Here is a 23,336-nt window from a genome sequence, read left to right as displayed (position 1 = left end):
CTCCCCGTTCTTGTTGAGGGAAACGCTACGCGAGACGTCTTGAAATACGGCTCAAAGGCCGCACGATCCTTTAATCAAAATGCGGGCGACTTGGTCGGAAACAATTAAGAATACCGATGCGTGACTTGTTCTGCTAAGAGCGGTCACAACGTTCCGCGCGTGACGCAAGAAGCGATTCGACCGACCTGATGGGCCTTTCCAGACGCTTTCGCAAGAAGACCAAGCCGCGGCTTCCCGACGGCATTCGCGTCTATGCCATCGGCGACGTGCACGGCCGCGCCGACCTGCTTCAATCCCTGTTAACCGTCATCGACGCCGATCTTGCCCGCTCGGCCCCCGAGCGGGCCATTCAGGTCTTTCTCGGCGACTACGTCGACCGCGGACCGGACTCACGCGCCGTGCTTGATCTGTTGATCGCGCGCTCGAAGTCCCACGAGACTGTCTGCCTCAAGGGCAATCACGAGGTCTTCCTGCTCGAGGTCCTCAAGGACCCGGCGCGCCTGCAGGAGTGGCGTCACTATGGCGGCCTCTTGACGTTGGTCTCCTACGGCATCACGCCGACCATGAACCCGTCCGCGGAGCAACAGGTCGAGCTGATTGAAGGACTGAAGCGCACGTTGCCGCCCGAGCACCTCGCCTTCCTGCAGCAACTGCCCTCGTCCTTTACCTGCGGCGACTTCTTCTTTGTGCATGCCGGCGTCAAGCCCGGCGTCGCGCTGGAGCGCCAGAAGGATGAGGACCTGCTCTGGATCCGCGAGGAGTTCCTGGCGTCCGAGGAGCGCTTCGGCAAATATATCGTCCATGGTCATACGCCGGTCAGCGTGCCCGATATTCGCCCGAACCGCATCAACATCGACACCGGCGCCTATGCGACCGGAAACTTGACGCTGTTGACGATCCAGGGCGATAGTCTGATGGCAATTTGAGATCTCTGCTTTCCTTTCCATCCCGTGTTTGCTTCGCCGCCACAGGCCTCCTCGATTTCACCATGAACCGCATGATCCTGCTTCGCGTCATCGGCATCTCTGCTGCGATCGTGCTGGCGCTTCACGCCGGCATGGAATTCTACGGCGATCTGATACGACCGAACTTCCGCGCCGGCGACCTGTTCTCGGGCGAGATTCCGCCTGACAAAGCCAAGCTGGCGACCGCCGGTGGTCTGGCATCGGTTTCATGGGATGGCGACCTGCTCGCCAATTACGGGGCGGCCGCGGCCGCTGACGTTCTTCATCGCCCCTCGATCGATGCCGACGGCAGGGCCAGCGAGATCAAGGCGGCGCAAGCCGCCGTCGTCGCGGCCTTGAAAGTCTCACCGATCAGGCCGGCGCTCTGGCTCACGCTCGGCACGCTGCAGGTCCAGGCCGGCGAAGCGGCGACGCCAGCGGTGAAGATGTCCTACCTGACCGGATCGGTGCCGATCGCCGTTGCTATCTCTCGCGTCCGGACCGTGACCTCGGGCGCCGCCGCAACGGATGAAGAGATCAGGCTGCTGGCGCAATCCGACATCCGGTCGGCGCTCTCCAATCGCTCTCGTTACGAGCCGCTGCTGGTCGCGGCTTACGTGCAGGCAACGCCGCAGGGCAAGTCGCTGCTGCTCGAGACCACGAAAGTGAGCGATCCCAAATTCAACGAGATTTTGCGGCGCTACTAACTCAGCGAACCGATTTCGGGTTGACCGGCACGAAATCCTGATCGCGGCGCGGTTGCTCGGATCGCCCCTGGTAGACAAACATGCCCTTCTTGGTCGTGACGATGTCGCCTTGCTGCAGACTGTCGTCGCGGAGCAGACGTTCGGTCGCGACGAGGTCCGGATCTTCCGGGACCGGCTTGTAGAGCTCGGGATGCTCGCGCCGCTCGCGCGAGACGTCCTTGGCGCGGCGCCGCGCGTCCTCGATCCGCTGCCGCCATTCGTCGCGCGAGACTTCCGGCTCCTTTGGGGGAAGATAGTCGCTGAGTGCGGGCTCCGGGTCGCTCTGAGCACGACATGGGAGCGGACAGGCAACAGCGACGGCGAGTCCGACAGCGGCGGCCAAGATCGCCTTGACCGGCGCACCCCCAAGCATCAGGCGATCTGACAGCGAATTCCCGCGAGTTGATTGCACTCTGATGACTCCAAGTAGGCCAACAGCAGCCAGAGGCCGATACAAGTTCAGCTTATAAGGCTCCCAATTGCAAGAAGCTGGATTCGTCAATGAGCTGCATTGGCCGTCGGGGGCTTTGGAGATCCCGTCCCATCAAAAATCGAAAAACAACCCCATGCACAGTAGCCGGCCCCAGCCAAATCAATAACTTACGAATTTTCCGAAATGCAAATTGACCCGGCGGGCAAAACGGGGGCAGAATGGTATCGCTCCGACCTACACCGACGGATGACTGCTGTATCCGAGATGCGCGTCGGAGCGGACAACCCTGCTGCATTCCAAGACATCGCTAGATCATCGCTGCTATTGTTTTTGGCATCCACCCGCGGAGTTGCCGAGCATGCGTGCAAGACCGGTATTGTTGTTGGCTGTTGCCGTCGCGGCCTCCGCGGCGGCCGGCCGCGCAGCGCATGCCAGCCCGCTCTGCATCAAGGAGCGGACGCCGTTCGCTTTCTCGAACGATACGGTGAAATGGACGATGTCGATCGCGCCTGGTGCGGAGTGCATCCAGGGCCTGCGCTGGTCGTACATGCAGATTTTCAACGTGTCGGTCGTCAGCGGACCATCACGGGGACAATTGGCCGTGGTCGGCTCCGGTTTCCGCTATTCGGCCGAGAACCAGACGCGCGGCACCGACAAGTTCACACTGCTGATCTCGGGTAAGAACGGACACCATGCAGGGACCTCGACCCTGGAGGTCGAGGTCAACCCGCAATAGCTTGGCTTACAACGCGACCGAAGATGGGCGGCGCGCCTTAGCGGCGGCTCGTCCCGCTGCCCCGGGTTCTATTCCCGTAATACGGCCGCGCGCGTCCGCCGCCGGTCGTTATGGGCGGCTCGATCCGGCTCGGGATATTGGGCGTCGCGTTGGGTGGCGCAGGCTGCGACGGATTGACGATGGTCACGTTGCGGTTGGGCGTCGAGGGGTCGTTGACGCCCTGGGCCCAGGCAGCGGCCGGCACAAGCAACGCGATTGCGATCAGGACTGGTCGTTTCATACGATATCTCCCGAGCAAGAACGTCAGGGAGGCGATCACCGTTCCTTCACGGTTCGTTGGGTGGCGGCCTCAGCGGGGAACGGCGACCAGCTTGCCATCACGCCAGACGCCCTGGGCCGACTTTCCAGCGGGCAGGCTGCCTGAAAGGTTTCGAACGGCGGTCGGCCGCGACGCCGTCTGACTGGTCTGCGCCTTCTTCGTGGGCGTCGTGATGATGCTGGAGCTCGTGGTGTTGGCCTGATCCTTGACCCCTTGCGCAACGGCAGGCGAAGCCAGGAACGTCAACACCGAGAGGACTGCTAGAAGGCCGCGCATGGTCGAACACCAGAAAGAGGAGCTCCGCGAAATGTCACAGGTTTTCCCCTAAAAGCAAGCATCTTCGAAAGATCGAGAGGGGCTTTGGCAGATCCGGCAATCAGCGGGACAGCGGCCTCGGGCGCGACGTCCAAGGCGGAAAAACCTAGCGAAATGGCGTCATCCGGGCTACTTGATCGGCCTTGATGACCGACTCCGGTGAAACTGCGGCAAACGCCCCCTCGACGCAACAGATTAAAGCCGGCTTTATCCGTCTCCTGTCGAGCCGAATCCGCGCCGTATCCGACGATCCCCCGCAGATGCGGGAGATCGTCTATGAGCTGGCGCGCGTCAAGCTTCTGGAGCAATTCACGCACGCCGAGGCGCGGGAATCCCGCGAGCTTCAGCAAGTCCTCGAAAGCGCCATCAAGGAGGTCGAGCGTTCCTTCGCGCGGAGCGCCGCGTCGGAACCGCAAGATGCTGCGGCGGCAACCGCCGTTCCGGTGCCCCCACCGGTCCCTGCCCCCGCTCCCGCACTCGTTCCGTCGCCGCACGCTGCGACGCCGACGGTGAAGGACACGGGAGCATCGCGCCGTCCCGTGACATCGCCGCAATCCCCCGATCAACCCAAACGCGGCAACGCCTTCACCCTTCTGGTTCGATTGGCGGTCATTCTCCTGCTCATTGGCGGAGGCGCGAGCGTGGCTGTCTATTGGCCTCGGCTGAGGTCGCAACTGACCGCATTGTCGCAGATGGCGCCGCCGCCCGAGCGAGCACCGAACAGTCCGGCATCTCAGCCGAGCGCCAGCCCGCCTCCAGCGGTCGGCGAGGCTGTTGAACGGCCGCCGGATAGCCAGAAAGAGCCGGCGCAAGCCGCACAACCCTCGATGCCTCTACCGACGACGTTCGGAGTCTACGCCTTGAGCGAGGGCCAGCTTTATGAGCTGAAGTCGGTGCCGGGCAAGATTCCGGACCGCCGCGTCGCGATCTCGGCGGCCATCACCACGCCGAGCGCGACCACGTTGATGGACGGCGACGTCAAGTTCATCGTGTTCAGGCCCGACGGAGGCGTCGATGCAAGCGGGACCGAAGTTCGGGTCGTCGCGAAAGTCTCGCGAGCCATGGGCGTCGATGCCAGCGGGAAGGCCTCCATGGTCAGCGCCGGCGATTCCTGGGTGATCCGCAGCATGTCCTACCCCTACAAGGTAGGTCCGGTCGACGACCAGCCGAGGATGCTGTTGCTGCAACCGGAGCAGGACGGCTTTACGCTCGCTCCCGGCCGCTACGTCGTGGTGATCAAGGGCATGGGCTACGACTTCACGGTGGCCGGAACGGTCACCGATCCCAATCAATGCGTCGAACGCATCAATGCGGCGAACGGCGCGTTCTACTCGCCCTGTCCGCCGCCGCGACGCTAGCCAAGCTCCGATTCCTCATTTTGACGGCTTGCTGTCCTTGGGCGCCTCTGCCGGCGCATCATCAACCTTGCCGTTGTTGGCGACGCATTTCTCGAAGTATTCGCGCCGATCCTTGGCCGTTCCCTTGGCGCTCCCGGCCGCGGGATTGCCAATCTGCTTCGGCGGAAAGGCCTTAGCGACCGCCGCATCGCATGCGCGCGCCACTTCGGCGGTAATGGCCGACGCCGTCGCCGGCGCAGCCAGTGTCAACACGCATGCCAATCCAACCAATCTTCGCATATTTCTGACCGGCACCCTTGTTGCTCCTTCAAACCGTGAACGCTTGCCGGAACCATAGCAAAAAGGATCGAGGCGCCAAACCGCAAAGCGGCGCCGAATTGTCACGCCGTCCGCCCTGTGAGCGGCTGGGGTATGGCATATGACTTTTGACTGCGGCCTGAGCACACGCCTCGTCCTTCGAGACGGCGCTTACGCGCCTCCTCAGGATGAGGCTAAGCGGCATCCGTGCTTGTCGGACCGGCGCAACGCACTCGGTCCTCATCCTGAGGGGCCGCCGTAGGGCGGGCGTCTCGAAGGATGGCCGCAGCGCGCGCCGCTCGCAATACTAGCTGTTGAGCTGCGGTGGCTTGAAATCGGGAAAGCGCGTGAGCATTGCGGTCTTGACGAACTTCAAGTGCGCGATGCTAATCGCCAATTCCTTGAGCCGGCGCTGGCCATTGGAGATGTCGGCCGCAAAGAGATCCTGATGATGATTGTCGAGCGGCTCACGCTCGAGATACTCGTCGGTGCCGTTTCCGAAGGTGACGGATGCACGCGCAAGCGCGTCATCGACACGCCGGTTGAGGCCGGCCTGCTCCCTCTCCGCCTCCTGCAATGCCGTTTCGATCGCCGCCAGGACGGCACCGATCCGCACGCGGTCGGTCTCCGCGTCACGCTCGACGGAGCGGGCCTTGAAACCTTTGTCCTCGCGGCGCGAGCCGAGAAGATTGTGTGCGCGCGCTCTCAGGAACAGCTGAAACATTTGGGCCATCCCCACTTTCGAGATCTAGGCGGCTACCATCGGTCAGACATAGTTAACAAAGCCTAAATCCTGCGTCCGCTCCGCCTGGCTTCGTGCGATCCACGCCCGCCAGGCTCCTTCGTGCTTGGAATAGAGCTCGAACCACCGAACGTCGTCACCCGCACCCGCTCGCTTGCCCATGCCGGTTTCGGCCACAACCTGCATCGTCTCCGTCGGCGCAAGATCCAGCGCTTCGAACTCCGCCGTCTCCTCCAGCGAAAGGCCGATCAGAACGCGATGCCCTTGCGCGTCAACGAAATACCTGCTGGGTGCGTTGTGCCGTTGATCAATCATTTGAACGACCCTCGTTCATGATCCAGGGACCTGGAAGATCTTTCAGATGCCGGCCATAGCTACAAACAAACGCAATCAAAATGAGGGCGCAGATCGTCACGCCCAGCAACGCAATGAGAAACGCCATCTATACCAACCTGCGCGCCCGGAAATGAAAATAAAGGCGGCCAAACGTTCGCCATCAATTGTTTCGTCTTAGGCTGCCTTTCCGAAGCGCTCAAGGACGGTGCCCCGTTAACCTAACCGCACATGGTTATTTCGATTTCGCCACTGTCGAGTTGGGCGCGTCGTCTACGATAGTGGCGACTGGGTTCGACTGGTCTCCATCGAGGCCGGGGTATAGGGCGCGTAAAGACGATATCGCTCCGATCGCCTCCGCGAGCGCCATGCCCTTACACCATAGCCGCAGCCAAAGCCCGCTGCGAAAATCGAAATCAAGACCAAAACAGCCAACATTTGGAATGTCCCACGTTTGCCGGAACGTTCCTCCCGCGCTCATTTCATCTTTTCGTTGCGCCGACTTCAAGATCGGCAGCGCCGAAACTTTTGTCAGACGAAGATGAAGTTTGTGCAACGTGGTGCTTGACGATTGGTCGGCACGTGAGGGCCCGAGGCGCGGTGAAGAGGCTCCAGTTCTCTTTACCAGAACTCGACACGCCGACACCATGAACCCTCGTTCACCGTGGTTACACGGTACCTCGCGCGCCGATTTTATCGCGGTAAGGTTGAGCGGTTAGCTTAATCCGCGTTGTTTGTTGCGAAGTCTCACCGATCGCATATCCATCTTCGCACCGGGCTCCCCCAAGCCTGGCCCCACCCAAGCAAAGCCGTCGAGCGAACATGGGTCGCTTGGCGGCTTTGTCATTGTGTCGACAGAGGATCATTTCGGTTATGGCGCGCAAGCCCTGGTCGTTCAAGGAAGACCGCCGGCTCATGGAGTTGGCCAAGTCTTCGGCTTCGCTGGAAGAGGCGGCAAAACTTCTCGGCCGCTCGCAGGATGCGATCAAGCGCATGGCTTTGCGGCTTGGTCTTTCGTTGAAGTCGAAGACGGGAAAGAAGACGTAAGGTTCGGCAATGCGCCGGTGCTCGCTTTGAGCCTCGCAGGACGGCTTCCCGCGTTGCGGTGAATGACGAACGCCTCACTGATGAGACCAGCAGGTCACCCCGAGAGGCTGCCGCAACACTCTTTCCAAGAGCCTCGAACGGCCGCATTGCAGCGGACCGTCCGGCCCTTCAACCTAGTTGTGCGTCTTCTTCTGGGAACCCATCCCGGGACTGGTTCCGTAGTTCGGCGTCCCCGTTCCCTTGAACGCTCCCCCCATGGTGTCCGACCCGGAATTCGTAGCCGTGCCGCTGCGGGTCGCAGAGGTGGGCTGAGTGCCTGATGGCCTGTCCTTGGTCCCCTGGGCGGAAGCCGCGGAGCTACCGAGGGCGAACGCGAGGACAACGAGGGTTACCGTTCTGGTCATATCGCTCAACTTTCCATGCTCGAGGCCGCAAGACCAATCGTCAGGCAACCGCTGGGATCAGGGCCTTCGGGGCCGGTCCGGCCGTTAAACCCTATCTTAGCCCTCGCTGGCTAGGATCAATTCCCAAGGTAATCCAAAGATAATTCCCAAAGATCAGTCCCTAGCCTCTCCTGAATTCCGCCCGGACCGGATGAGACAGCAGCGACCGAACCTTCCGTTTGTGGCGCTCGTGCTTGCGAGCATGATGGCATTTGGGCTGGCGGGCCATTTTGCGGCAGAGGCCGTCATTCGCCACCAGCAGGTGCACCAACTGAACGAGCTGACCGAGGTCGTTCTGCGCCGCTCCGAATTGGCTGTCGATTTCGCCGCGGCCAGCCTCGACGAACTCGCCAAGCGCGATCTCGCCAGCTGCGCGCCGGCAGCACTGCAAGCCATCCGGCTCCATGTTTACCAGCGCTCGGCGATCAAGGACGTGCGTCTCGTCAATCCGGACGGATCGGTGATCTGCTCGGCCTATTCCGAGACGCTCGAGTTCGACAAGGGATGGGCGGATCGCCGCGACATGCTGCCCTCGCATGACAAGAAGCTCTCACTGTTCCGCGTCGAACAGTTCGGCGGCGACGCCTTGGGCGTGCTGAGGGACGTCAATCGGAGCTCGGCGCTGGTCGCCATTGTCGGCATCAACGCCGGCCTGTTCGATCTCATGCCCGCCGAGCTGCGCGCGCACAGCGAGGTGATCCTCGCCTTGAGCAATGGCGCGAAGCTCGGCGAATTCCGGCTCGATGCCGACAAGCCGCTGCCGGGGCCGATCAGCTTCGACAGGTCTTCCACGCGCTTGCCGCTTCACGCCACGGTCCGGCTCGAGCAGGCAGTCCTCTCGAGCTGGAACAGCGAGGCCTATTGGCCGGCGCTCGCGGTGGCCCTTGGACTGGGTGCACTCTTCGGCATCCTACTGGCGCGCAGCCGCCGGATGGAAGGGCCGGTCGCCGATCTCGATCGCGCGCTCGCGGCCGGCGAGTTCACGCCATATTACCAGCCGATCTTCGACCTCAGGACGGGCCAGATCACGGGCTGCGAGGTTCTGGCGCGCTGGGTTCGCCGGGACGGCGTCGTGGTGCCACCCATGAACTTCATTCCGCTGGCCGAATCCAGCGGGCGCATCGAGGCGATGACATGGCAAATCCTGCGATCGGCGCTCTCCGATCTGGAGGTCGTCTTGAGGGCGGACAAGAGCTTCAAGATGTCCGTGAATGTCGTGCCCAAGCACCTGCTGAGCGCCGGCTTCGTTGAAACGCTGCGCCGCACGGTCCTGGCGGCCAGGATCTCCGCACGCCAGATCGTGGTCGAGGTGACCGAGCGCGACGAGCTCGACGATCTCGATCGCGCCGCGACCATTGTGGCCGAGCTGCGTGACCATGGCTTCCGCGTCGCCATCGACGACGTCGGCGTTGGCCATAGCGGGCTGTCGCGGCTGAAGGGCCTCGGCGCCAACACGATCAAGATCGATAAGTTCTTCGTCGACACCATCACCGTGGATGCATTGACCACGACGATCGTCGAGATGCTGGTCGCGCTCGCCAAGGATTTTCGGATGACGGTCGTTGCGGAAGGAATCGAGACGGAGGAGCAGCGGCGTGCGCTGATCGCGTCCGGCGTCGAAGAAGGACAGGGCTATCTCGTCGCCGCTCCGCTGCCATTCGCCAAATTCAGCGAGCTCGTCGAGTCGCACCGCCATTCCGCATCCGCGGCGCCGGCCGGCGATGTCCTGGTGGCCTGACCGGCATATGGATTACACAGGGACTGTCTGCAGGCTTGCTCCGCCTCTCCCGCCTGCGGGAGAGGCCGACGCGCTCGCAGAGCGCGGCGGGTGAGGGCTCTCGCCGCGCCGGGACGTCCTCAGCCAATTCTCAACAATCCCAGCGCGGAGACACCCTCTCCCCAACCCTCCCCCGCAGGCGGGGGAGGGAGCCCCAGTGTCGATGCCGCTGCATCCTGCACATCATATGCGATCGCCTTGGGACCTACGGGGATCCGGATCGCGGCCAGATCTTGAGCCGTCCGCAGCCCGGAAGAGCGAAGCCGCGCTTTAACGATGTTCTCGTCTTTCAAAGCGGGATGGCATCCGAGCGGCTATGGTAGGCCATGCGTCGAAACCATCTCATCGCAGCCGCAGGAATCTGCCTCGCTCTCATCGCCTATGCCACCTTGGCAAGGCTGGCGGGACGGCCCGCGCTGATGGGGCATAGCGAGGCCTATTGGATCGTCGTCATCGAGCGCTTCAGCGCCTATGGCCTGTTGGGCTTCCTGCTGTCCTTCCTGTTGCCCGGCCGGCTCGCTTTGGCCTGCTCGCTCGTCGTGGCTGTTGCGATGGGGCTGGAAGTCCTGCAAGCGCTGACCCCCGATCGTGATCCGGGCTTGCTCGACGTGCTGCAGAAGGCGGCGGGCGGGACCATCGGCGTCGTCCTCGCGCAGACGATCCTGGCCTTCCTGCCCCGGCCGCCAGCCTGAAGATCACGGCGCCGACAACCTCTTCAGCGCCGCCGGGACATCATCCCTACTTCATCATCTGCCCGCGCAGTTCGCCGCCCGGGTTGGCGGCCGTATGGATGTTCGCGTACCATTTCCCGGCCAACAGATCGGCCGCCTGAGAGTCCGTCAGCGTGGCGCTGCCCTGGATCGGGCTTTGCACCGTCTTGAACGGCAAAGCGATGCCGGCGTTCTTGCCCGCTTCACTCGGGCCGTGAAAATGAGCCCCCATCGCCGGACCCGTCAGATCGGCATAGGTGACCGTATAGGTCAGGACTTTCGTCTGGGTATCGAATGCGGCATCGGCCTTGCCTGAACCTGTGGAGTTGTTCGGAGGGACTTCATTGCCGCCCTTGAGGTCGGCCTGCAGCTTGACGACCTCCGCACGTGACGGCGCGGCTGTGACGATCAGCAGCCCACCGAGCATCGCCGTTCCCAACAAAGTCATGCCGATCCGATACTTGGCTTTCCTCATGGCATTCTCCTGCGGGCTCTCGGACCCGCTGTGGTTGAAACCCCGACCCCGTCTCGAAATTCCGGAAGGCGAGTCTATGCCTGATTCGCGAAAAGCTATCGGAGATCCCGCAGGCGGCGCCTGGAGCGAGCAGCCCGAGGGCGTGACGCGAGGCGCTTAAGCTGCCCCGCGCTCGCGGAACCCGGTCGGTGCCAGGAGTTCGGCCATTTGCCTGTGCGTGGTCTGGAGCGCCTCAATGGCACCGTCGAGATCGAAATCCGCTTCGCGGATCGATGCGAAGAACTTGGCGGTCAGCGCCAGGTCAAGCTTGACGCGCGTTGCTCCGTCGCGACTCTTGCGGCGGTCGAGCGACAAATGGAGGGCCCGCATCCTGGCCTCTGCCGGCGTGCAGCCGCTGAGCGTCGCCAGCTCGTCGTAGGTCATCCAAATCTGAGGCATGTTCCGTCCGTCCTTTACAGCGGCCGCATCCTAGCCTTCCGCGCCTGAATGCACATTTGCCGTGCCGCGGTCGCAGCCCGTTTCACGCGACAGCGTCAACGCAAGACTAATTGTTCGAGCATGATCTCTTCGGAAAACCGCCGCGCACTTTTCCGGATCATGCTTCAAGATACGGGAGGTCTCGGAGGTACAGGGAACTGGCGCGGCCGCGACCGGCTGTCGAGGCCCTTGGGCAATTTGTCATTGAGCTTCACGACGGCGCCTCGAACCTCCGCGGCTGGCACGTCTTCCTGGCTGTAGATCAGCGTCACCTCGAACCTCACGTCGGGTGCTTCCCTGGCCGTTCCGGAGCAGGTCGCCATCGCACCGCTGCACACGCCCGCGAGGCTGACCTCGACCTCATCCAGACCGAACACGGTCGGCGGACCATCGGCATGGCGCCGCGTGGTCAGAACGGCCGTGAAGCGCTGGTCGTCTTGGAACCGATAGGAGCCGCCATAGGTGAAGAAGCTGTCGCTGCCGGAGATGCGTCCTTCCGCCAGATGCACGATGCCCGTGCCCTGGGCGCGCGGGGTCCTGAACCAGGCCGCGTATTTGCCGTCTCTCATCATGGAAGCATCCACCGTAAGATTCACCGGTATTTGCAACCAACTCTCGGGCGCGGCAATGACCGACGCGGCGAGCATTCCGCCACGGTTAACGCCCTGCAAAATCAACTGGTCAAATTGCCCCCGCCGCACGAGGCGATGCCGGCTGCGGCGTCAGAACAATTCGATGCCGTCGTCCGCGGCCTCGACCGACTCGACCCGGCGCGTGGCAGTGGTCGACTTAAGTCCGAGCGCTTGCAGGAACTCGCGATGAACGTCCCGCTCGCGCTCCATCGTGTAGCGCGCGAAGAGATCGTCGAGGATCGCCTGATCCTGCAGCTCCGGCTGTAGCCGCTGCGCAGCCGCGCTCGCAGTCTCGAGCCGCGTGGCGACCGCAGGCAAGGCCGCCGAGCTTTCGCCGAGCGTGGTCATCAGGCCTTGCGCCGAATTCATCAACCGCTCGAATTCCGCGCCTTCGTTCACGAGCCGGCTCATCAGCTTGCCGAGCCGTTCATTGCCGGCCTCGACCTCCCGCAGCGCCAGAAGGATCTGCGGCTCGAGCTTGGCAAGCTGCGTCGGATCACCCTGCACGCGCAGCTCCTTCAGCTCGTTGGCCGAGCGCTCGATACCGTCGAGCACGGGCCGCAGGCGCCCGGCCCCCGCCGAAACCTGGTCAGCGGTCGCCTTGAGCTCGTTGGCGATGACGACGAAGGCGCTGCCGCGGCTGCCGAGATGACTCGCCTTGAGGCCGGCATTCATTCCGATCAGCGTGATGTCGACGGTCGCCTCGGCAAGGCCGGCGATCGCCTGACGAAATTTTGCCAGCGTGTCCTCGACGATCGCGAGCGCCTCGTCGACCGAGCGGCCCGCACTTTCGCAGGTGGCGACCAGGTTCGATGCATGTGCCAGCGTCTGCTTGATGCGCGTCAGGAACGACGACGAGCCGTCCTCCTCGCCGCCAAACAGCGTACGGCCGTGACCGGCGACGCTGCCCGCATCGCGCAGGATGGCGGTCAGCGCGCCGACGATCTGGCCGATGTCGCCGCCGAACTCGCGCTGCGCATCCCTCAGCTGGGCCGCCTGCAATTGGCAAATCGCACGCACGCCATGATCGCTCGTAACAGGCTCGGGAACGAGGCTCGGCGCGGTGACCGACGCGAGACCGAGACCGTGGGACACATGTTCGAGACGCTGACGCGTGCTGTCGCCTGCCTGCAGCGAGACGATCGCGCTGCCGACCGCTTCGGCGATCTTCCTGGTGCTGGAACTTGCGCGCTCGGCCAGATGGCTGCTCTTGCTGCGCTGCTCGCGCAAGCCGGAATAGGCCGCGCCGAGTTCGGCGCTCTCCGACATCAGTTGGGCCCGGTAGCGGCTCTCGAACTCCTTCTGCCGGCCGGAGGCGGTGGCGACCGCTTCGGACAGGCGCTGCTGGTCCCGTGCGCAGCCTTCGATCGAGTGCTGCACGGCCTTGCCGAGATCATAGGCTTCCTGCGTGAAGGCGAGAAAGCCCTCGCGGTCGCCGTCGAGCGAGGCCGCCTCGATCCGCGCGCTACGCGCGATGATGGTGATCATCTGGATGTGCTTGAACAGCGGCTTGAGCAGCGAAGATGCCTCTGTCGTGCTCTTGCCGATCGTCTCCAGCAGGGCGCTCTCCGCCGGCAGCGCCTGCGCCAGCTCGCTCAGCCGTGCGGCGATCTCCTGCAGCGCCGTTGCGGCGCCTTCGATCTCGGCGCCGGAGAGTTCTCCCGACAGCGTCGCGAGACCCTGGTTCAGCTCCTGGAAGATGAGGTGACCGCGCCCGAGGTCATGACCGACGCGCGCGAAGACGTCCTCGATGCGCGAGGAGACGTCCTCGATCGCCGCGGTCGCCTCGGCGAGCGTGTTGGCCGGAACGAGGGACATGGCCATCAGCCCGCCACCGCGGTGTGGCCGGCCTGATACCACAGCATGATCTCGCGCGGGATCTGATGCAGCGGAACGACTTTCTCGACGCCGCCATGGACGATGGCTTCCTTGGGCATGCCGAACACCACGCAGCTCTCTTCGTCCTGCGCCCGCGTCGCGGCGCCGAGCTTGCGCATCTCCAGCATTCCGCGCGCGCCGTCATCGCCCATGCCGGTCATGATGACGCCGAGCGCGTTGGCGCCGGCATGCTGGGCCGCGGAGCGGAACAACACATCGACCGAGGGGCGATGCCGCGACACCGGCGGACCGTCCTTGATCGCGATCTGGTAGCGCAGGCCGATGCGCTGGAGCAGCATGTGCCGGGCGCCGGGCGCGATATAGGCGCAGCCCGGCAGCACCGGCTCACCATCCTCGGCCTCCTTGACCCTGATCTGGCAAACACCGTCGAGCCGTTTGGCGAAGGCGGCGGTGAAGCCAGCCGGCATGTGCTGGACGATGACGATCGGCGGGGAGTGCGGCGGCAGCATCTCCAGAACGTCGTTGAGCGCTTCAGTCCCCCCCGTCGACGCACCGATGCACACGATGCGCTCCGTCGTCGGCCGCACCCTGCCCTGCACCGGCGGCGGGATAATGGCGTCAGCGGTCAGCTTCTTCTCGATGGCCCGGCGTTCCGAGCGTGGGCGCACCCGCGCGCGCGCAGCCGACTTCACGGCCTCGCGCAGCCGCGTCGAGCATTCGAGCAGCGCCTGCCGGGTGTCGATCTTCGGCTTCGGCACGATGTCGACCGCACCGGCCTCGAACGCCTCGAACATCACGTTCGAGCCCTCCTCGGTCAGCGAGGAGCAGATGATCACCGGGATCGGGCGCTGCGCCATGATCTTGCGCAGGAACGTCATGCCGTCCATGCGCGGCATCTCGAGGTCGAGGATGATGACGTCGGGAATCTCGTCCTGGAGACGGCGCGCCGCCACGAACGGATCCGAGGCTGTTGCCATCACCTCGATGTCGGGATCATCGTTGAGGATCGTTTGCAGGATTTGGCGCACCGACGCCGAATCGTCCACGATCAGTACGCGAACTTTCTCCTTCGGCATTTTTTGTCGGCGCTCCGATCAAACCTGGAAGATGGTGGGCTGGACCTGCTTCAGACCCTGCACGGCGCTGTGAATCATCGATTCGGAATGGCCGACCAGGAGATAGCCTCCCGGCCGCAAATGGCTGCACAGCCGCTCGATCACCTTGCGCTGCGTTTCCCGCTCGAAATAGATCAGGACGTTGCGGCAGAAGACGATGTCGACGTCGCGATCGACGGGATAGGACGCGTCCATGAGATTCATCCTCATGAAATGAGTCACGCGCCGCAATTCCGGCACCACCCTCACTTCGCCGCGCGACTTGTCCCGCGACGACAGGAAATATCGCTTCACGAAGTGCTCCGGCACCGGGGCGAGCACGTCCCTTGTGTAGATGGCGGTTTTGGCGAGGCGCAGCACGGCGGTCGAGATGTCGGTCCCGAGGACGCGGTATTGAAAGCGCGAGCCGTTCCGCGTCATGTCGTCCAGCACCATCGCGGTCGTATAGGCTTCCATGCCGGTGGAGCTTGCCGAACTCCAGATCTTCAGGTTCGCGTTCTTGCGTCCATGGGATTTGAGCAAAGCGGGGATCGCGACATCGCGCAAGAAGGTGAAGTGCTGCGGCTCGCGGAAGAAGTCGGTCTTGTTGGTCGTCACCACGTCGATGAGATGCGTGAGCTCGGCGTCGAAATGATCCGGCTCGAACAGGTTCTCGACATATTCGTTGAGGTCGGAGAAGTTCAGCGCGCGCACGCGCTTGTGCAGCCGCCCCTCCAGCATCAGCCGCTTGCCCTGCGGCAGCTTGATGCCGACCTGGCCCTCGATGAGTTCGGCGATGGTCCGGAAGTGCCGGTCCGACAGATGGACGGCCGTATCCTGCATGGCGGGCATCATGGCCGCCTGCCCCGGTCCGGAATGGCCACCTTTGCTGAATGTCGGGCCATCCTGGCCATCTGCAATCCTACGCTTCTACAGGAAGAACTGGGGAGGATCGGCGCGCACGCGACGGCGCGCCGATCCGCCGCGGCACATTAGCGCTGGAAGTCGGCGTCCCGGTCGTCCTCGTCGTCGTTCATGTCGAAAGCGAAGCCACCGCCGCCGGCCGCCTTCAGGGCGCGCGCCGGCTTGGCCGGCACGACCTTTTTCGCCGGACGCTCGACAGCCGCCATGGTGGCCGCCTTGGCGCGCAACTGGCTCACCGCCCGGTCGATCGGCGCCGACGCCTGGCTCTTGGCGCCCTGCTCGATGCGGAAATAGGCGATCGTGGACTGGAGCTGCTCGGCCTGCGAGGCGAGCTCCTCCGAGGTCGAGGACACCTGCTCGGAGGCGCTGGCATTCTGCTGGCCGACCTTGTCGAGCTGCTGGATCGCCTGGTTGATCTGGGCCGATCCGACGTCCTGCTCGCGGCAGGCCGCGGTGATCTCCTCGACCAGCTCAGCGGTCTTCTTGATGTCCGGAACGAGCTTGGCAAGCATGGCGCCGGCTTCCTGCGCGACCTTAACGGTCTCTGACGACAGCGATCCGATCTCTGCCGCGGCGGCCTGGCTGCGCTCGGCGAGCTTGCGCACCTCGGAGGCGACCACCGCAAAGCCCTTGCCATGCTCGCCGGCGCGGGCGGCTTCGACGGCCGCGTTGAGCGCCAGCAGATCGGTCTGGCGCGCGATCTCCTGCACGATCGTGATCTTCTCGGCGATGGTCTGCATCGCGTCGACCGCCCGACCGACGGCTGCGCCGGAGGCTTCCGCATCCTTCGCCGACTGCGCCGCGATCTTCTCGGTCTGGTTGGCGTTGTCGGCATTCTGCTTCACGTTCGAGGCCATCTCCTCCATCGAGGAGGAGGCTTCCTCGGCTGACGAAGCCTGCTCGGTCGCGCCTTGCGAGAGTTGCTCGGCGCTGGCGGAGAGTTCCTGGCTGCCGGCCGAGACGTTCTGCGCCGCGGTCAAGGCTTCCGAGACGATCTGGCGGAGCTTCATGACCATGCGCTCGAGCGCCAGGCCCAGCGTATCCTTGTCCGACAGCGGCTTGGCTTCCACGGTCAGATTGCCCTGTGCGATCTCGTTAGCGAGGGCGGCAGTCTGATTCAAATTCGCGGTCATCGTATTGAGCGACTTGATCAGATCGCCAAGCTCGTCGTTGCTGACGACGTCGATCTTCCGGCTGAGGTTCCCGATGGCGACGGCATCCGCAAGGTCGACGGCGCGCGACAGGGCGCGACTGATGTTCAGCGCGATCCAGGTGGCGGCAGCGACTGCAATGAGCAGCGAAGCCAGCACGAGGCTCATCAGCACGATTTCCGCCCGGCTTCCCTCGATCCTGGCGGCCTCGCTCTCTTCAGTCATCTGCTTTTTGACAAAGTTAATATACGCGCTTGCCGCTTCGAGTGCCGGCGTCGAGGCCTTCACGCCGTCAGTCATCGAGCGCTCGGCGGCTTTCGCCTTGTCCTGCTTGATCAGCTTGAGCGTTTGATCCTGCACCACGCTCCAACTGGCGTAAGCGGCAGAAAACGCATCGATCATTTTCTTGCCGGTTTCACTTGCTCCCTGATAGGCCTCATCCTTGATCCTCATCGCGCGTTCCCGCAATTGAGCGATCTGGCTGATGAACTTGTCCTGGTCGGCATCGGAGGCGAGAATGGCGTTCTTCTCGGCGCGAACCTGGAGCAGGACACTTTCCTGAAGCTCCGCCACCTTCGCCAACCGGCCGGCCCGTGCGGAGAGGTGTTCGGCGGTGCCTACCATGTCGCTCAGTTTGAGATAAGCGACGGCGCCGGCGACCATGGAGAGCAGGATGACGACGCCGAACGCGCTCGCAAGCTTGGCTTTGACTGTGAATCTCATATCAAATCTCATTTGGTTCGAATGGGGAGCGTACGCTTGACCACGCTTTACTGTTGCAAACTCAGGCGGCGCGGGGCGCGTCGGCGCCGCGATCTTCCGGAATCTCGTCATGCGCCATCAGCTTGGCGAGATCGAAGATCACGACGAACTTCTCGCCCTTGCGGCCGATGCCGGCGGCATAATCCGACTGCCATTTCCCGCCGACCTCGGGCACCGGTTCGATCGCCTGCTCGTCGATATCGGTGACCTCGAACACGCAGTCGGCGACGAAGCCGACGCCGACCAGACGATCCTTCATCGGCACGTCGAGGATGATGATGCGGGTCGCTTCCGTGGCGGCCACGGCCGGCAGGCCAAGCTTGGTCCTGAGATCGACGATCGGATAGCCGCTGCCGCGCACGTCGATCATGCCCAGCAGGAAGTTCGGCGCGTGCGGAAGCCGCGAGATCGGCCGCATGTCCAGGATTTCGCGGACGTTGCGGATGCTGATGCCGAAGGTCTCGCCGGCGAGCCCGAGCGTCAGATATTGCGAGGTTGCGGCCATGATGCAGTCCGGGGTTTCCGAAGGTTTGGAAATGAGCGCGGTCCGGCACGAGGCCGGACCGGTTGATCAGCGTTGGAACTCGGCGTCGCGGTCGTCTTCGCCGTCGTGCATGTCGAAGGCGAAGCCACCGCCACCGGCGGCCTTCATCGCACGCGCCGGCTTGCGAACAGGCGCCGGCTTCTTCGCGCCGCGGTCGACGGCCGCCATATGCGCAGCCTTGGCCCGAAGCTGACCGACGGCGCGGTCGATCGGTTCGGCCGCCGTTTTCTCCTTGCGGACAGCGTCGTCGATCCGGAAGAACGAGATGGTCGACTGCAGCTGCTCGGCCTGCGAGGCAAGCTCCTCCGAGGTCGATGACACCTGCTCGGACGCGCTGGCGTTCTGCTGACCGACCTTGTCGAGCTGCTGGATCGCCTGGTTGATCTGGGCCGAGCCGACGTCCTGCTCGCGGCAGGCCGCGGTGATCTCCTGGACCAGCTCGGCGGTCTTCTTGATGTCGGGCACGAGCTTGGACAGCATGTCCCCGGCCTCCTGCGCGACCTTCACCGTTTCCGTCGACAGCGTGCCGATGTCGGCGGCTGCGGCCTGGCTGCGTTCGGCGAGCTTGCGCACTTCAGAAGCCACGACGGCAAAGCCCTTGCCATGCTCGCCGGCGCGCGCGGCTTCGACCGCCGCGTTGAGCGCCAGCAGGTCGGTCTGGCGCGCGATCTCCTGCACGATCGTGATTTTCTCGGCGATCGTCTGCATTGCCTGGACGGCGCGGCCCACTGCGACGCCGCTGGCCTCGGCATCCTGAGCAGATCGCGCCGCGATCTTCTCGGTCTGATTGGCGTTGTCGGCGTTCTGTTTCACGTTCGAAGCCATCTCCTCCATCGAGGAGGAGGCTTCCTCGGCCGATGAGGCCTGCTCGGTCGCGCCCTGTGAGAGCTGCTCGGCGCTCGCGGACAGCTCCTGGCTTCCGGCGGAGACGTTGCTCGCCGCGGTGATTGCCTCGGCGACGATCTGCCGGAGCTTCTCGACCATGGCGTTCAACGACCTGACGAGATCGCCGATCTCGTCGTTGCTGGCGGAGGGAATGGTCTGGCTGAGATCGCCCTCGGCGACCGCGCCGGCAAGTCCGACCGCACGGCCGAGCGAACGGCTGATCGAGATGGAGATCCAGAGCGCCGCCCCGATCGCAACCGCCAGCGAGACGCCGATCAGCGTTATCAGCAGGAGCTGAGCCTGGTGTCCTTCCGCCTTGGATTGAACGGCCTGCTCAGCCATCTGCTTCTTGGTGTTGACGACATAGGCACCCATGGATTCCATGGCATCCGCGACCACCTTGCGGCCGTCACCCATCGAGCGCTCGGTGGCTTTCGCCTTGTCCGTCTTCGCCACCCGGATCGTCTCTTCCTGGTAAGTATTCATCTTCGCGTACGCGGCGGCAAAGCCGTCGAGCAGCTTCCTGCCCGCTTCGCTCGCCAGCGCGTAGACCTCATCCTTGGTCTTCGTCGCGTCGTCGCGAAGCCTGGCCGCGTCGGCGGCAAATTGTTCGACCTGGGCCTCGGTACCGAGAATCGAGTTCTTCTCGGCACGCAGCTGGAGCAGGATGTCCTTTTCGATCTGCGTCGCCTTTTCCATCCGCGTTGCGCGCAGAACCATGCTGTCGGCGGTCGCCATCATGTCGCCGAGCTTCATGTAGGCCACGCCGCCCGCGAGTGCGGACAACACGATGATCAAGCCGAATGCAGTGGCAAGCTTTGCCTTGACCGTAAATCTCATTTCCAGCCCCTACCCCCGGTCTCGCCCGAGACCTCGTTTCAATTCAGAATGCGTTCCATGTTCGGAACGATGACGAACTCTTCACGCCACTTCGCAATGAAGCGGATGAACTCCGGCTTCCAGTGCATGCCGACGCGCGGCGTCTGCTGCACGTCGGTCTGCGATATCTCGGTGACCTCGTAGACCTTGTCGGCAGTGAGACCGACCAGAACCGGCTCGCCGTCGAGCTCGAGCTCGATGACAACGATGCGCGTGTCGGCCGAATCGTCGAGCTGCGGCATGCCGAAGCGGATGCGCAGGTCCGCGAGCGGAATGACGTTGCCGCGCACGTTGATCACGCTCGGAACGAAGGCCCGCGCGCCGGCGACCTTGGTCACAGGAACCGGGTCGATGATCTCGCGTACGAGGCCGGCATCGAGAGCGAATTTCTCCTCGCCGAGGCCGATCATCACAACCTGCATCGCGTCGGCCTGACGCTCGCCAGTCAACCCATCGTTCATCACGCCGCCTCGCTGATGTGCTGCTTTTCGACCTTCGACTGCGCCAACGCGACGAGTTGCGCGACGTCGAGGATCAGCGCCGCCGTACCGTCACCCAAGATGGTCGCGCCGGAGAAGATGGTGACGTCCGAGTGCAGCTTGGAAAGCGACTTGATCACGGTCTGGTGGTTGCCGATGATCTGGTCGGCGACGAGACCGACGTGGGTCTCGCCGGTCGAGATGATGATCGTCTTCTGGTGCTGGTCGGGCGCACCGGATGCGGTCATGATCTCGCGCAACCGGAGAAAGGGCACGAGATTGCCGCGCACGTTGAGGAAATTGCGGCCGCGCGAGCGCTCGTCCTCGGCGGTCAGCTCGATGCATTCCTCCACCGCAGACAGCGGAATGATGTAGCGGCCCTCGCCGACACGGATCAGGAGACCTTCGATGATCGCGAGCGTCAGCGGCAGGCGCAGCGTCACCGTGGTGCCCTGGCCGGGCCGCGTCGACAGGTCGATCGAGCCGCGCATGTTCTCGATGGTGCGCTTGACGACGTCCATGCCGACGCCGCGGCCGGACAGCGCCGAGATGGTCTGCGCGGTCGAGAAGCCGGGGTGGAACAGGAACTGGTGGATCTCGTGATCGGTCAGCACCGCGCCTACGGCGATCAGCCCCTGCTCTTCCGCTTTCGCACGTATGCGCGCGGTGTTGAGGCCGCCGCCATTGTCCTTCACGGTGACGAGCACCTGTGCGCCGGAGTGAACGGCGGCGAGCTCGATGCGGCCCTGCTCGGTCTTGCCGTTGGCGGCACGGGTCGCGGTATCCTCGATGCCGTGGTCGATGGCGTTGCGGATCAAATGCACCAGAGGATCGGCGAGACATTCGATCATGGTCTTGTCGAGCTCGGTGTCCTCGCCCGTGGTGACGAATTCGACCGGTTTCGACAGATCGCGCGACAGGTCATGCACCAGGCGGCGGAAGCGACCGAACAGCGATCCGATCGGCACCATGCGCGCGCCCATCGTGGTATCGCGCAAGGACGAGGCGAGACGTTCGATTTCCTCGGCGATCATCTTGATCGAGAGGTCCGAGCCGGACGAGGCGAGCTGGGTCAGACGTGCCTGCGCGATGACGAGCTCGCCCACGCGGTCCATCAACTCGTCAAGGCGCTCGGCCTGAACGCGAACCGTGGCAATGCCGCGGTCCTGCTTGGCCTCCTCGCGGCGCGCGGGCGTCGCTTCACGCTTGATCTCGGGCTTCGATTCGGGCGCGGCTTCAGATTCCGCCTTTGCGACGGCTTGTTTGACCACAGGCGCAGACTCGACCACCGGCGCGGCCATCTCGGCGACGACCAGCTCCTCGTCGAGCAACTGGAACAGCGGCACAGGCGCGGGCGCCTCGACCTGCTCGAGCGGCGAGAGCGTCAGCTTCATCTCGTCCTGGACGAACATGAAGACGTCGTCGATGGCATCCTTGTCGCAGGCCGCGTGCAGCTTGACGTCCCACTTCAGATAGCAGTCTTCCGGATCCATCTCGTCGAGGAACGGGACGCCGTCGGTGACAGGCACGACGAAACAGGGGCCGAGCTTGCAGAGATCTTCCAGCAGGTCGAGCGGGTTCGAGCCGTTCCGCAGGATGTGGGATCCGAATTCCAGATAGAGGTGCCAACCGGCCTGCTTGCTCTCGCAGGGAGCCAGCGGGGGCGTCTCGGCGATCTCCACGACTGGAGCGCCAGGCTGGTCGGCCGTGACGAAGCGCTTGAGGTCGTCGAGAATGGCCTCGCCGATGATGTCGTCGGTCGACTGCGGATCTTCGATCAGCGCGCGGATATAGTCCTTGGCGGCGAGCGCGACCGAGATCAGCTCCTGCGTCGGCTTGATCTCACCCTTGCGGACGCGGTCGAAAGCGGTCTCGAACTCGTGGGTGAAAGAGGCGACCTTGTCGAAGCCGAACATGGCTCCCGAACCCTTGATCGTATGCAGGGCGCGGAAGGCCGAATCGACCAGTTCGCGGTCGTCGGGACGCTGACCGAGATCGAGCAGGGTCCCTTCAAGAACTTCGAAGAGTTCGCTGGCTTCCTGGCGGAAGATCTCGGTCGGGTCCATTGCGCTCATGCGCGCACCAACTTGCCGACCACGGCGAGCAACTGCTCCGGCTTGAAGGGTTTGGTGATCCAGCCGGTGGCGCCGGCGCTCTTGGCTTCCTGCTTCACCGTGTCGTTGGATTCGGTCGTCAGGAACACGATGGGCATGCCGACCGCGCTCGGCAGCTTGCGCAGTGCCCGGATCAGCTCCAGCCCGTTCATGACGGGCATGTTGAGATCGGTGATCACGAGGTCGAGCTTGCCGGCTTGCGCCTTGGCGAGCCCTTGCGCGCCGTCGCCCGCCTCGATCACGCTGTGACCGGCCGGCTCGAGCACGACCTTGATCATTTGCCGGATGCTGGGGGAGTCGTCGACCGTGAGAATCGTGGCCATCAGGTGCCATCTTTCTTTTGCGGGAAATGCTGATCGAGCATCGCCTCGCTGGCGAAGCCGGCGCGACGAAGGGTGTTACGCAGAGACTGTGAGAAGGAGGTCAGCACCACCGGGCGGCCTTGGGCCTCGCCCGTCTTGGCGGTCGACAGCAGAAGCTGGATCGACGTCACGTCGGCCTTGTCGACGCTCGAGCAGTCGATCTCGAGACGCTGCTCGCGCCCGAAGGCCTCGCGAATGAGATCATAAACGCTGCGAACAGCAGCGATGCTGCAATCGGCGGGTAACCGCAACGACCATTTCGGCTCCGTCGGATCGAGCGCCATCAATGCCCCGCCTCTGCTAGAATCCCGCTACACGTTTGACGTGAATAAAATGAGCAAACTACTAACGCGGCGGTCCGTACAACTACGGGTCACATTCCACCGGAATTCGCGCAGGTGCATGCAGGCGTGCACAGCCTGCTGAAATCGCATCCGGGGCGCACGGTCCCGCAGCGCATTTGCTTCGCGTTAAATTCGCTCGGGTTATGGGTGGGGTCCGTGCCTTTGCCAGCGAAGA

The 23,336-nt window shown here is 63.7% G+C and carries 26 protein-coding genes; 7 read left to right on the top strand and 19 right to left on the bottom strand.

Translation table 11 applies throughout. The annotated features are described in order from the left end of the window. Window positions 1-188 precede the first annotated feature (188 nt). A complete protein-coding gene (locus tag UNPA324_RS31650) occupies window positions 189-926 on the top strand; it encodes a metallophosphoesterase family protein (RefSeq protein WP_128918041.1) in 738 nt (245 codons plus the stop codon). A 62-nt stretch (window positions 927-988) separates the two neighbouring features. Continuing rightward, entirely contained in the window at window positions 989-1,651 is a 663-nt protein-coding gene (locus tag UNPA324_RS31645; protein WP_141937883.1) for a hypothetical protein, read from the top strand. Window position 1,652: 1 nt separating this feature from the next. On the opposite strand, the gene UNPA324_RS31640 is transcribed toward UNPA324_RS31645, so the two are convergent. Next, window positions 1,653-2,063, bottom strand: a complete 411-nt coding sequence (locus UNPA324_RS31640; protein WP_245471937.1) for a hypothetical protein — start codon at window positions 2,061-2,063, stop codon at window positions 1,653-1,655. A 418-nt stretch (window positions 2,064-2,481) separates the two neighbouring features. On the opposite strand from UNPA324_RS31640, the gene UNPA324_RS31635 reads away from it, so the two are divergent. After that, window positions 2,482-2,859, top strand: a complete 378-nt coding sequence (locus tag UNPA324_RS31635; RefSeq protein WP_128918039.1) for a hypothetical protein — start codon at window positions 2,482-2,484, stop codon at window positions 2,857-2,859. 37 nt (window positions 2,860-2,896) lie between these two features. Here the strand turns inward: UNPA324_RS31635 and UNPA324_RS31630 are convergent, their stop codons facing one another. Both UNPA324_RS31630 and UNPA324_RS31625 read right to left on the bottom strand, forming a co-directional pair. Beyond that, window positions 2,897-3,139, bottom strand: a complete 243-nt coding sequence (locus UNPA324_RS31630) for a hypothetical protein (protein ID WP_128918038.1) — start codon at window positions 3,137-3,139, stop codon at window positions 2,897-2,899. A 69-nt stretch (window positions 3,140-3,208) separates the two neighbouring features. Next, window positions 3,209-3,454 carry a hypothetical protein gene (locus tag UNPA324_RS31625; RefSeq protein ID WP_128918037.1) on the bottom strand — a complete coding sequence of 82 codons (246 nt, stop codon included), beginning with the start codon at window positions 3,452-3,454 and terminating at the stop codon, window positions 3,209-3,211. Window positions 3,455-3,753: 299 nt separating this feature from the next. Here UNPA324_RS31625 and UNPA324_RS31620 point away from each other — a divergent pair, with 299 nt between their 5' ends. Further along, window positions 3,754-4,851: a hypothetical protein gene (locus UNPA324_RS31620; protein ID WP_246667259.1), complete on the top strand. Its 1,098-nt coding sequence runs from the start codon at window positions 3,754-3,756 to the stop codon at window positions 4,849-4,851. 15 nt (window positions 4,852-4,866) lie between these two features. On the opposite strand, the gene UNPA324_RS31615 is transcribed toward UNPA324_RS31620, so the two are convergent. From UNPA324_RS31615 to UNPA324_RS31605, 3 genes are all read right to left on the bottom strand, one after another. Beyond that, window positions 4,867-5,103, bottom strand: coding sequence for a hypothetical protein (locus UNPA324_RS31615; protein WP_246667310.1), 237 nt, complete (start codon window positions 5,101-5,103; stop codon window positions 4,867-4,869). Window positions 5,104-5,455: 352 nt separating this feature from the next. After that, on the bottom strand, window positions 5,456-5,872 hold the full coding sequence (locus UNPA324_RS31610; protein ID WP_128918035.1) for a hypothetical protein: 417 nt from the start codon (window positions 5,870-5,872) through the stop codon (window positions 5,456-5,458). Between the two features lie 42 nt (window positions 5,873-5,914). Then, complete coding sequence (locus UNPA324_RS31605) at window positions 5,915-6,205, bottom strand: hypothetical protein (protein ID WP_141937879.1); 291 nt, start codon at window positions 6,203-6,205, stop codon at window positions 5,915-5,917. Between the two features lie 891 nt (window positions 6,206-7,096). Here UNPA324_RS31605 and UNPA324_RS35445 point away from each other — a divergent pair. The 3 genes from UNPA324_RS35445 (at window position 7,097) to UNPA324_RS31595 (ending at window position 10,182) form a co-directional block, all read left to right on the top strand. Further along, entirely contained in the window at window positions 7,097-7,270 is a 174-nt protein-coding gene (locus UNPA324_RS35445; RefSeq protein ID WP_164936069.1) for a hypothetical protein, read from the top strand. Between the two features lie 645 nt (window positions 7,271-7,915). Next, window positions 7,916-9,451: an EAL domain-containing protein gene (locus UNPA324_RS31600; RefSeq protein WP_246667258.1), complete on the top strand. Its 1,536-nt coding sequence runs from the start codon at window positions 7,916-7,918 to the stop codon at window positions 9,449-9,451. Between the two features lie 365 nt (window positions 9,452-9,816). Then, window positions 9,817-10,182: a VanZ family protein gene (locus tag UNPA324_RS31595; protein ID WP_141937876.1), complete on the top strand. Its 366-nt coding sequence runs from the start codon at window positions 9,817-9,819 to the stop codon at window positions 10,180-10,182. A gap of 46 nt (window positions 10,183-10,228) precedes the next feature. On the opposite strand, the gene UNPA324_RS31590 is transcribed toward UNPA324_RS31595, so the two are convergent. The 13 genes from UNPA324_RS31590 to UNPA324_RS31530 all read right to left on the bottom strand — a co-directional run bounded on the left by UNPA324_RS31590 (window position 10,229) and on the right by UNPA324_RS31530 (window position 23,101). Then, window positions 10,229-10,675, bottom strand: coding sequence for a CHRD domain-containing protein (locus UNPA324_RS31590; RefSeq protein WP_141937873.1), 447 nt, complete (start codon window positions 10,673-10,675; stop codon window positions 10,229-10,231). Between the two features lie 156 nt (window positions 10,676-10,831). After that, window positions 10,832-11,113, bottom strand: a complete 282-nt coding sequence (locus UNPA324_RS31585) for a hypothetical protein (protein WP_141937872.1) — start codon at window positions 11,111-11,113, stop codon at window positions 10,832-10,834. A gap of 164 nt (window positions 11,114-11,277) precedes the next feature. Further along, window positions 11,278-11,724, bottom strand: a complete 447-nt coding sequence (locus UNPA324_RS31580; RefSeq protein ID WP_128916067.1) for a hypothetical protein — start codon at window positions 11,722-11,724, stop codon at window positions 11,278-11,280. A 150-nt stretch (window positions 11,725-11,874) separates the two neighbouring features. Then, window positions 11,875-13,602 (bottom strand): chemotaxis protein, encoded by a 1,728-nt coding sequence (locus UNPA324_RS31575; protein WP_141939128.1) that lies wholly within the window; start codon window positions 13,600-13,602, stop codon window positions 11,875-11,877. 5 nt (window positions 13,603-13,607) lie between these two features. Continuing rightward, window positions 13,608-14,699: a protein-glutamate methylesterase/protein-glutamine glutaminase gene (locus tag UNPA324_RS31570; RefSeq protein WP_141937870.1), complete on the bottom strand. Its 1,092-nt coding sequence runs from the start codon at window positions 14,697-14,699 to the stop codon at window positions 13,608-13,610. 18 nt (window positions 14,700-14,717) lie between these two features. Next, on the bottom strand, window positions 14,718-15,572 hold the full coding sequence (locus tag UNPA324_RS31565; protein ID WP_141937868.1) for a CheR family methyltransferase: 855 nt from the start codon (window positions 15,570-15,572) through the stop codon (window positions 14,718-14,720). 137 nt (window positions 15,573-15,709) lie between these two features. Next, the gene (locus tag UNPA324_RS31560; RefSeq protein WP_128916064.1) at window positions 15,710-17,515 is read right to left on the bottom strand and encodes a methyl-accepting chemotaxis protein; all 1,806 of its coding nucleotides are present in this window, start codon (window positions 17,513-17,515) and stop codon (window positions 15,710-15,712) included. Between the two features lie 61 nt (window positions 17,516-17,576). Beyond that, a complete protein-coding gene (locus tag UNPA324_RS31555; protein ID WP_141937866.1) occupies window positions 17,577-18,059 on the bottom strand; it encodes a chemotaxis protein CheW in 483 nt (160 codons plus the stop codon). Window positions 18,060-18,125: 66 nt separating this feature from the next. After that, window positions 18,126-19,823 (bottom strand): methyl-accepting chemotaxis protein, encoded by a 1,698-nt coding sequence (locus tag UNPA324_RS31550; RefSeq protein ID WP_141937864.1) that lies wholly within the window; start codon window positions 19,821-19,823, stop codon window positions 18,126-18,128. A 38-nt stretch (window positions 19,824-19,861) separates the two neighbouring features. Beyond that, window positions 19,862-20,323, bottom strand: a complete 462-nt coding sequence (locus UNPA324_RS31545; RefSeq protein WP_181769588.1) for a chemotaxis protein CheW — start codon at window positions 20,321-20,323, stop codon at window positions 19,862-19,864. Next, window positions 20,323-22,416 carry a chemotaxis protein CheA gene (locus UNPA324_RS31540; protein ID WP_141937860.1) on the bottom strand — a complete coding sequence of 698 codons (2,094 nt, stop codon included), beginning with the start codon at window positions 22,414-22,416 and terminating at the stop codon, window positions 20,323-20,325. The genes UNPA324_RS31545 and UNPA324_RS31540 overlap by 1 nt, the downstream gene beginning before the upstream one ends. Beyond that, complete coding sequence (locus UNPA324_RS31535) at window positions 22,413-22,778, bottom strand: response regulator (RefSeq protein ID WP_018317043.1); 366 nt, start codon at window positions 22,776-22,778, stop codon at window positions 22,413-22,415. Before UNPA324_RS31535 ends, UNPA324_RS31540 begins: the two co-directional genes overlap by 4 nt. Next, entirely contained in the window at window positions 22,778-23,101 is a 324-nt protein-coding gene (locus UNPA324_RS31530; protein ID WP_128916062.1) for an STAS domain-containing protein, read from the bottom strand. The genes UNPA324_RS31535 and UNPA324_RS31530 overlap by 1 nt, the downstream gene beginning before the upstream one ends. Window positions 23,102-23,336: the final 235 nt, after the last annotated feature.

Source organism: Bradyrhizobium sp. UNPA324 (genome assembly GCF_006658635.1).
Lineage (GTDB): Bacteria > Pseudomonadota > Alphaproteobacteria > Rhizobiales > Xanthobacteraceae > Bradyrhizobium > Bradyrhizobium nanningense.
This window is presented reverse-complemented; position numbering and strand designations above follow the sequence as displayed.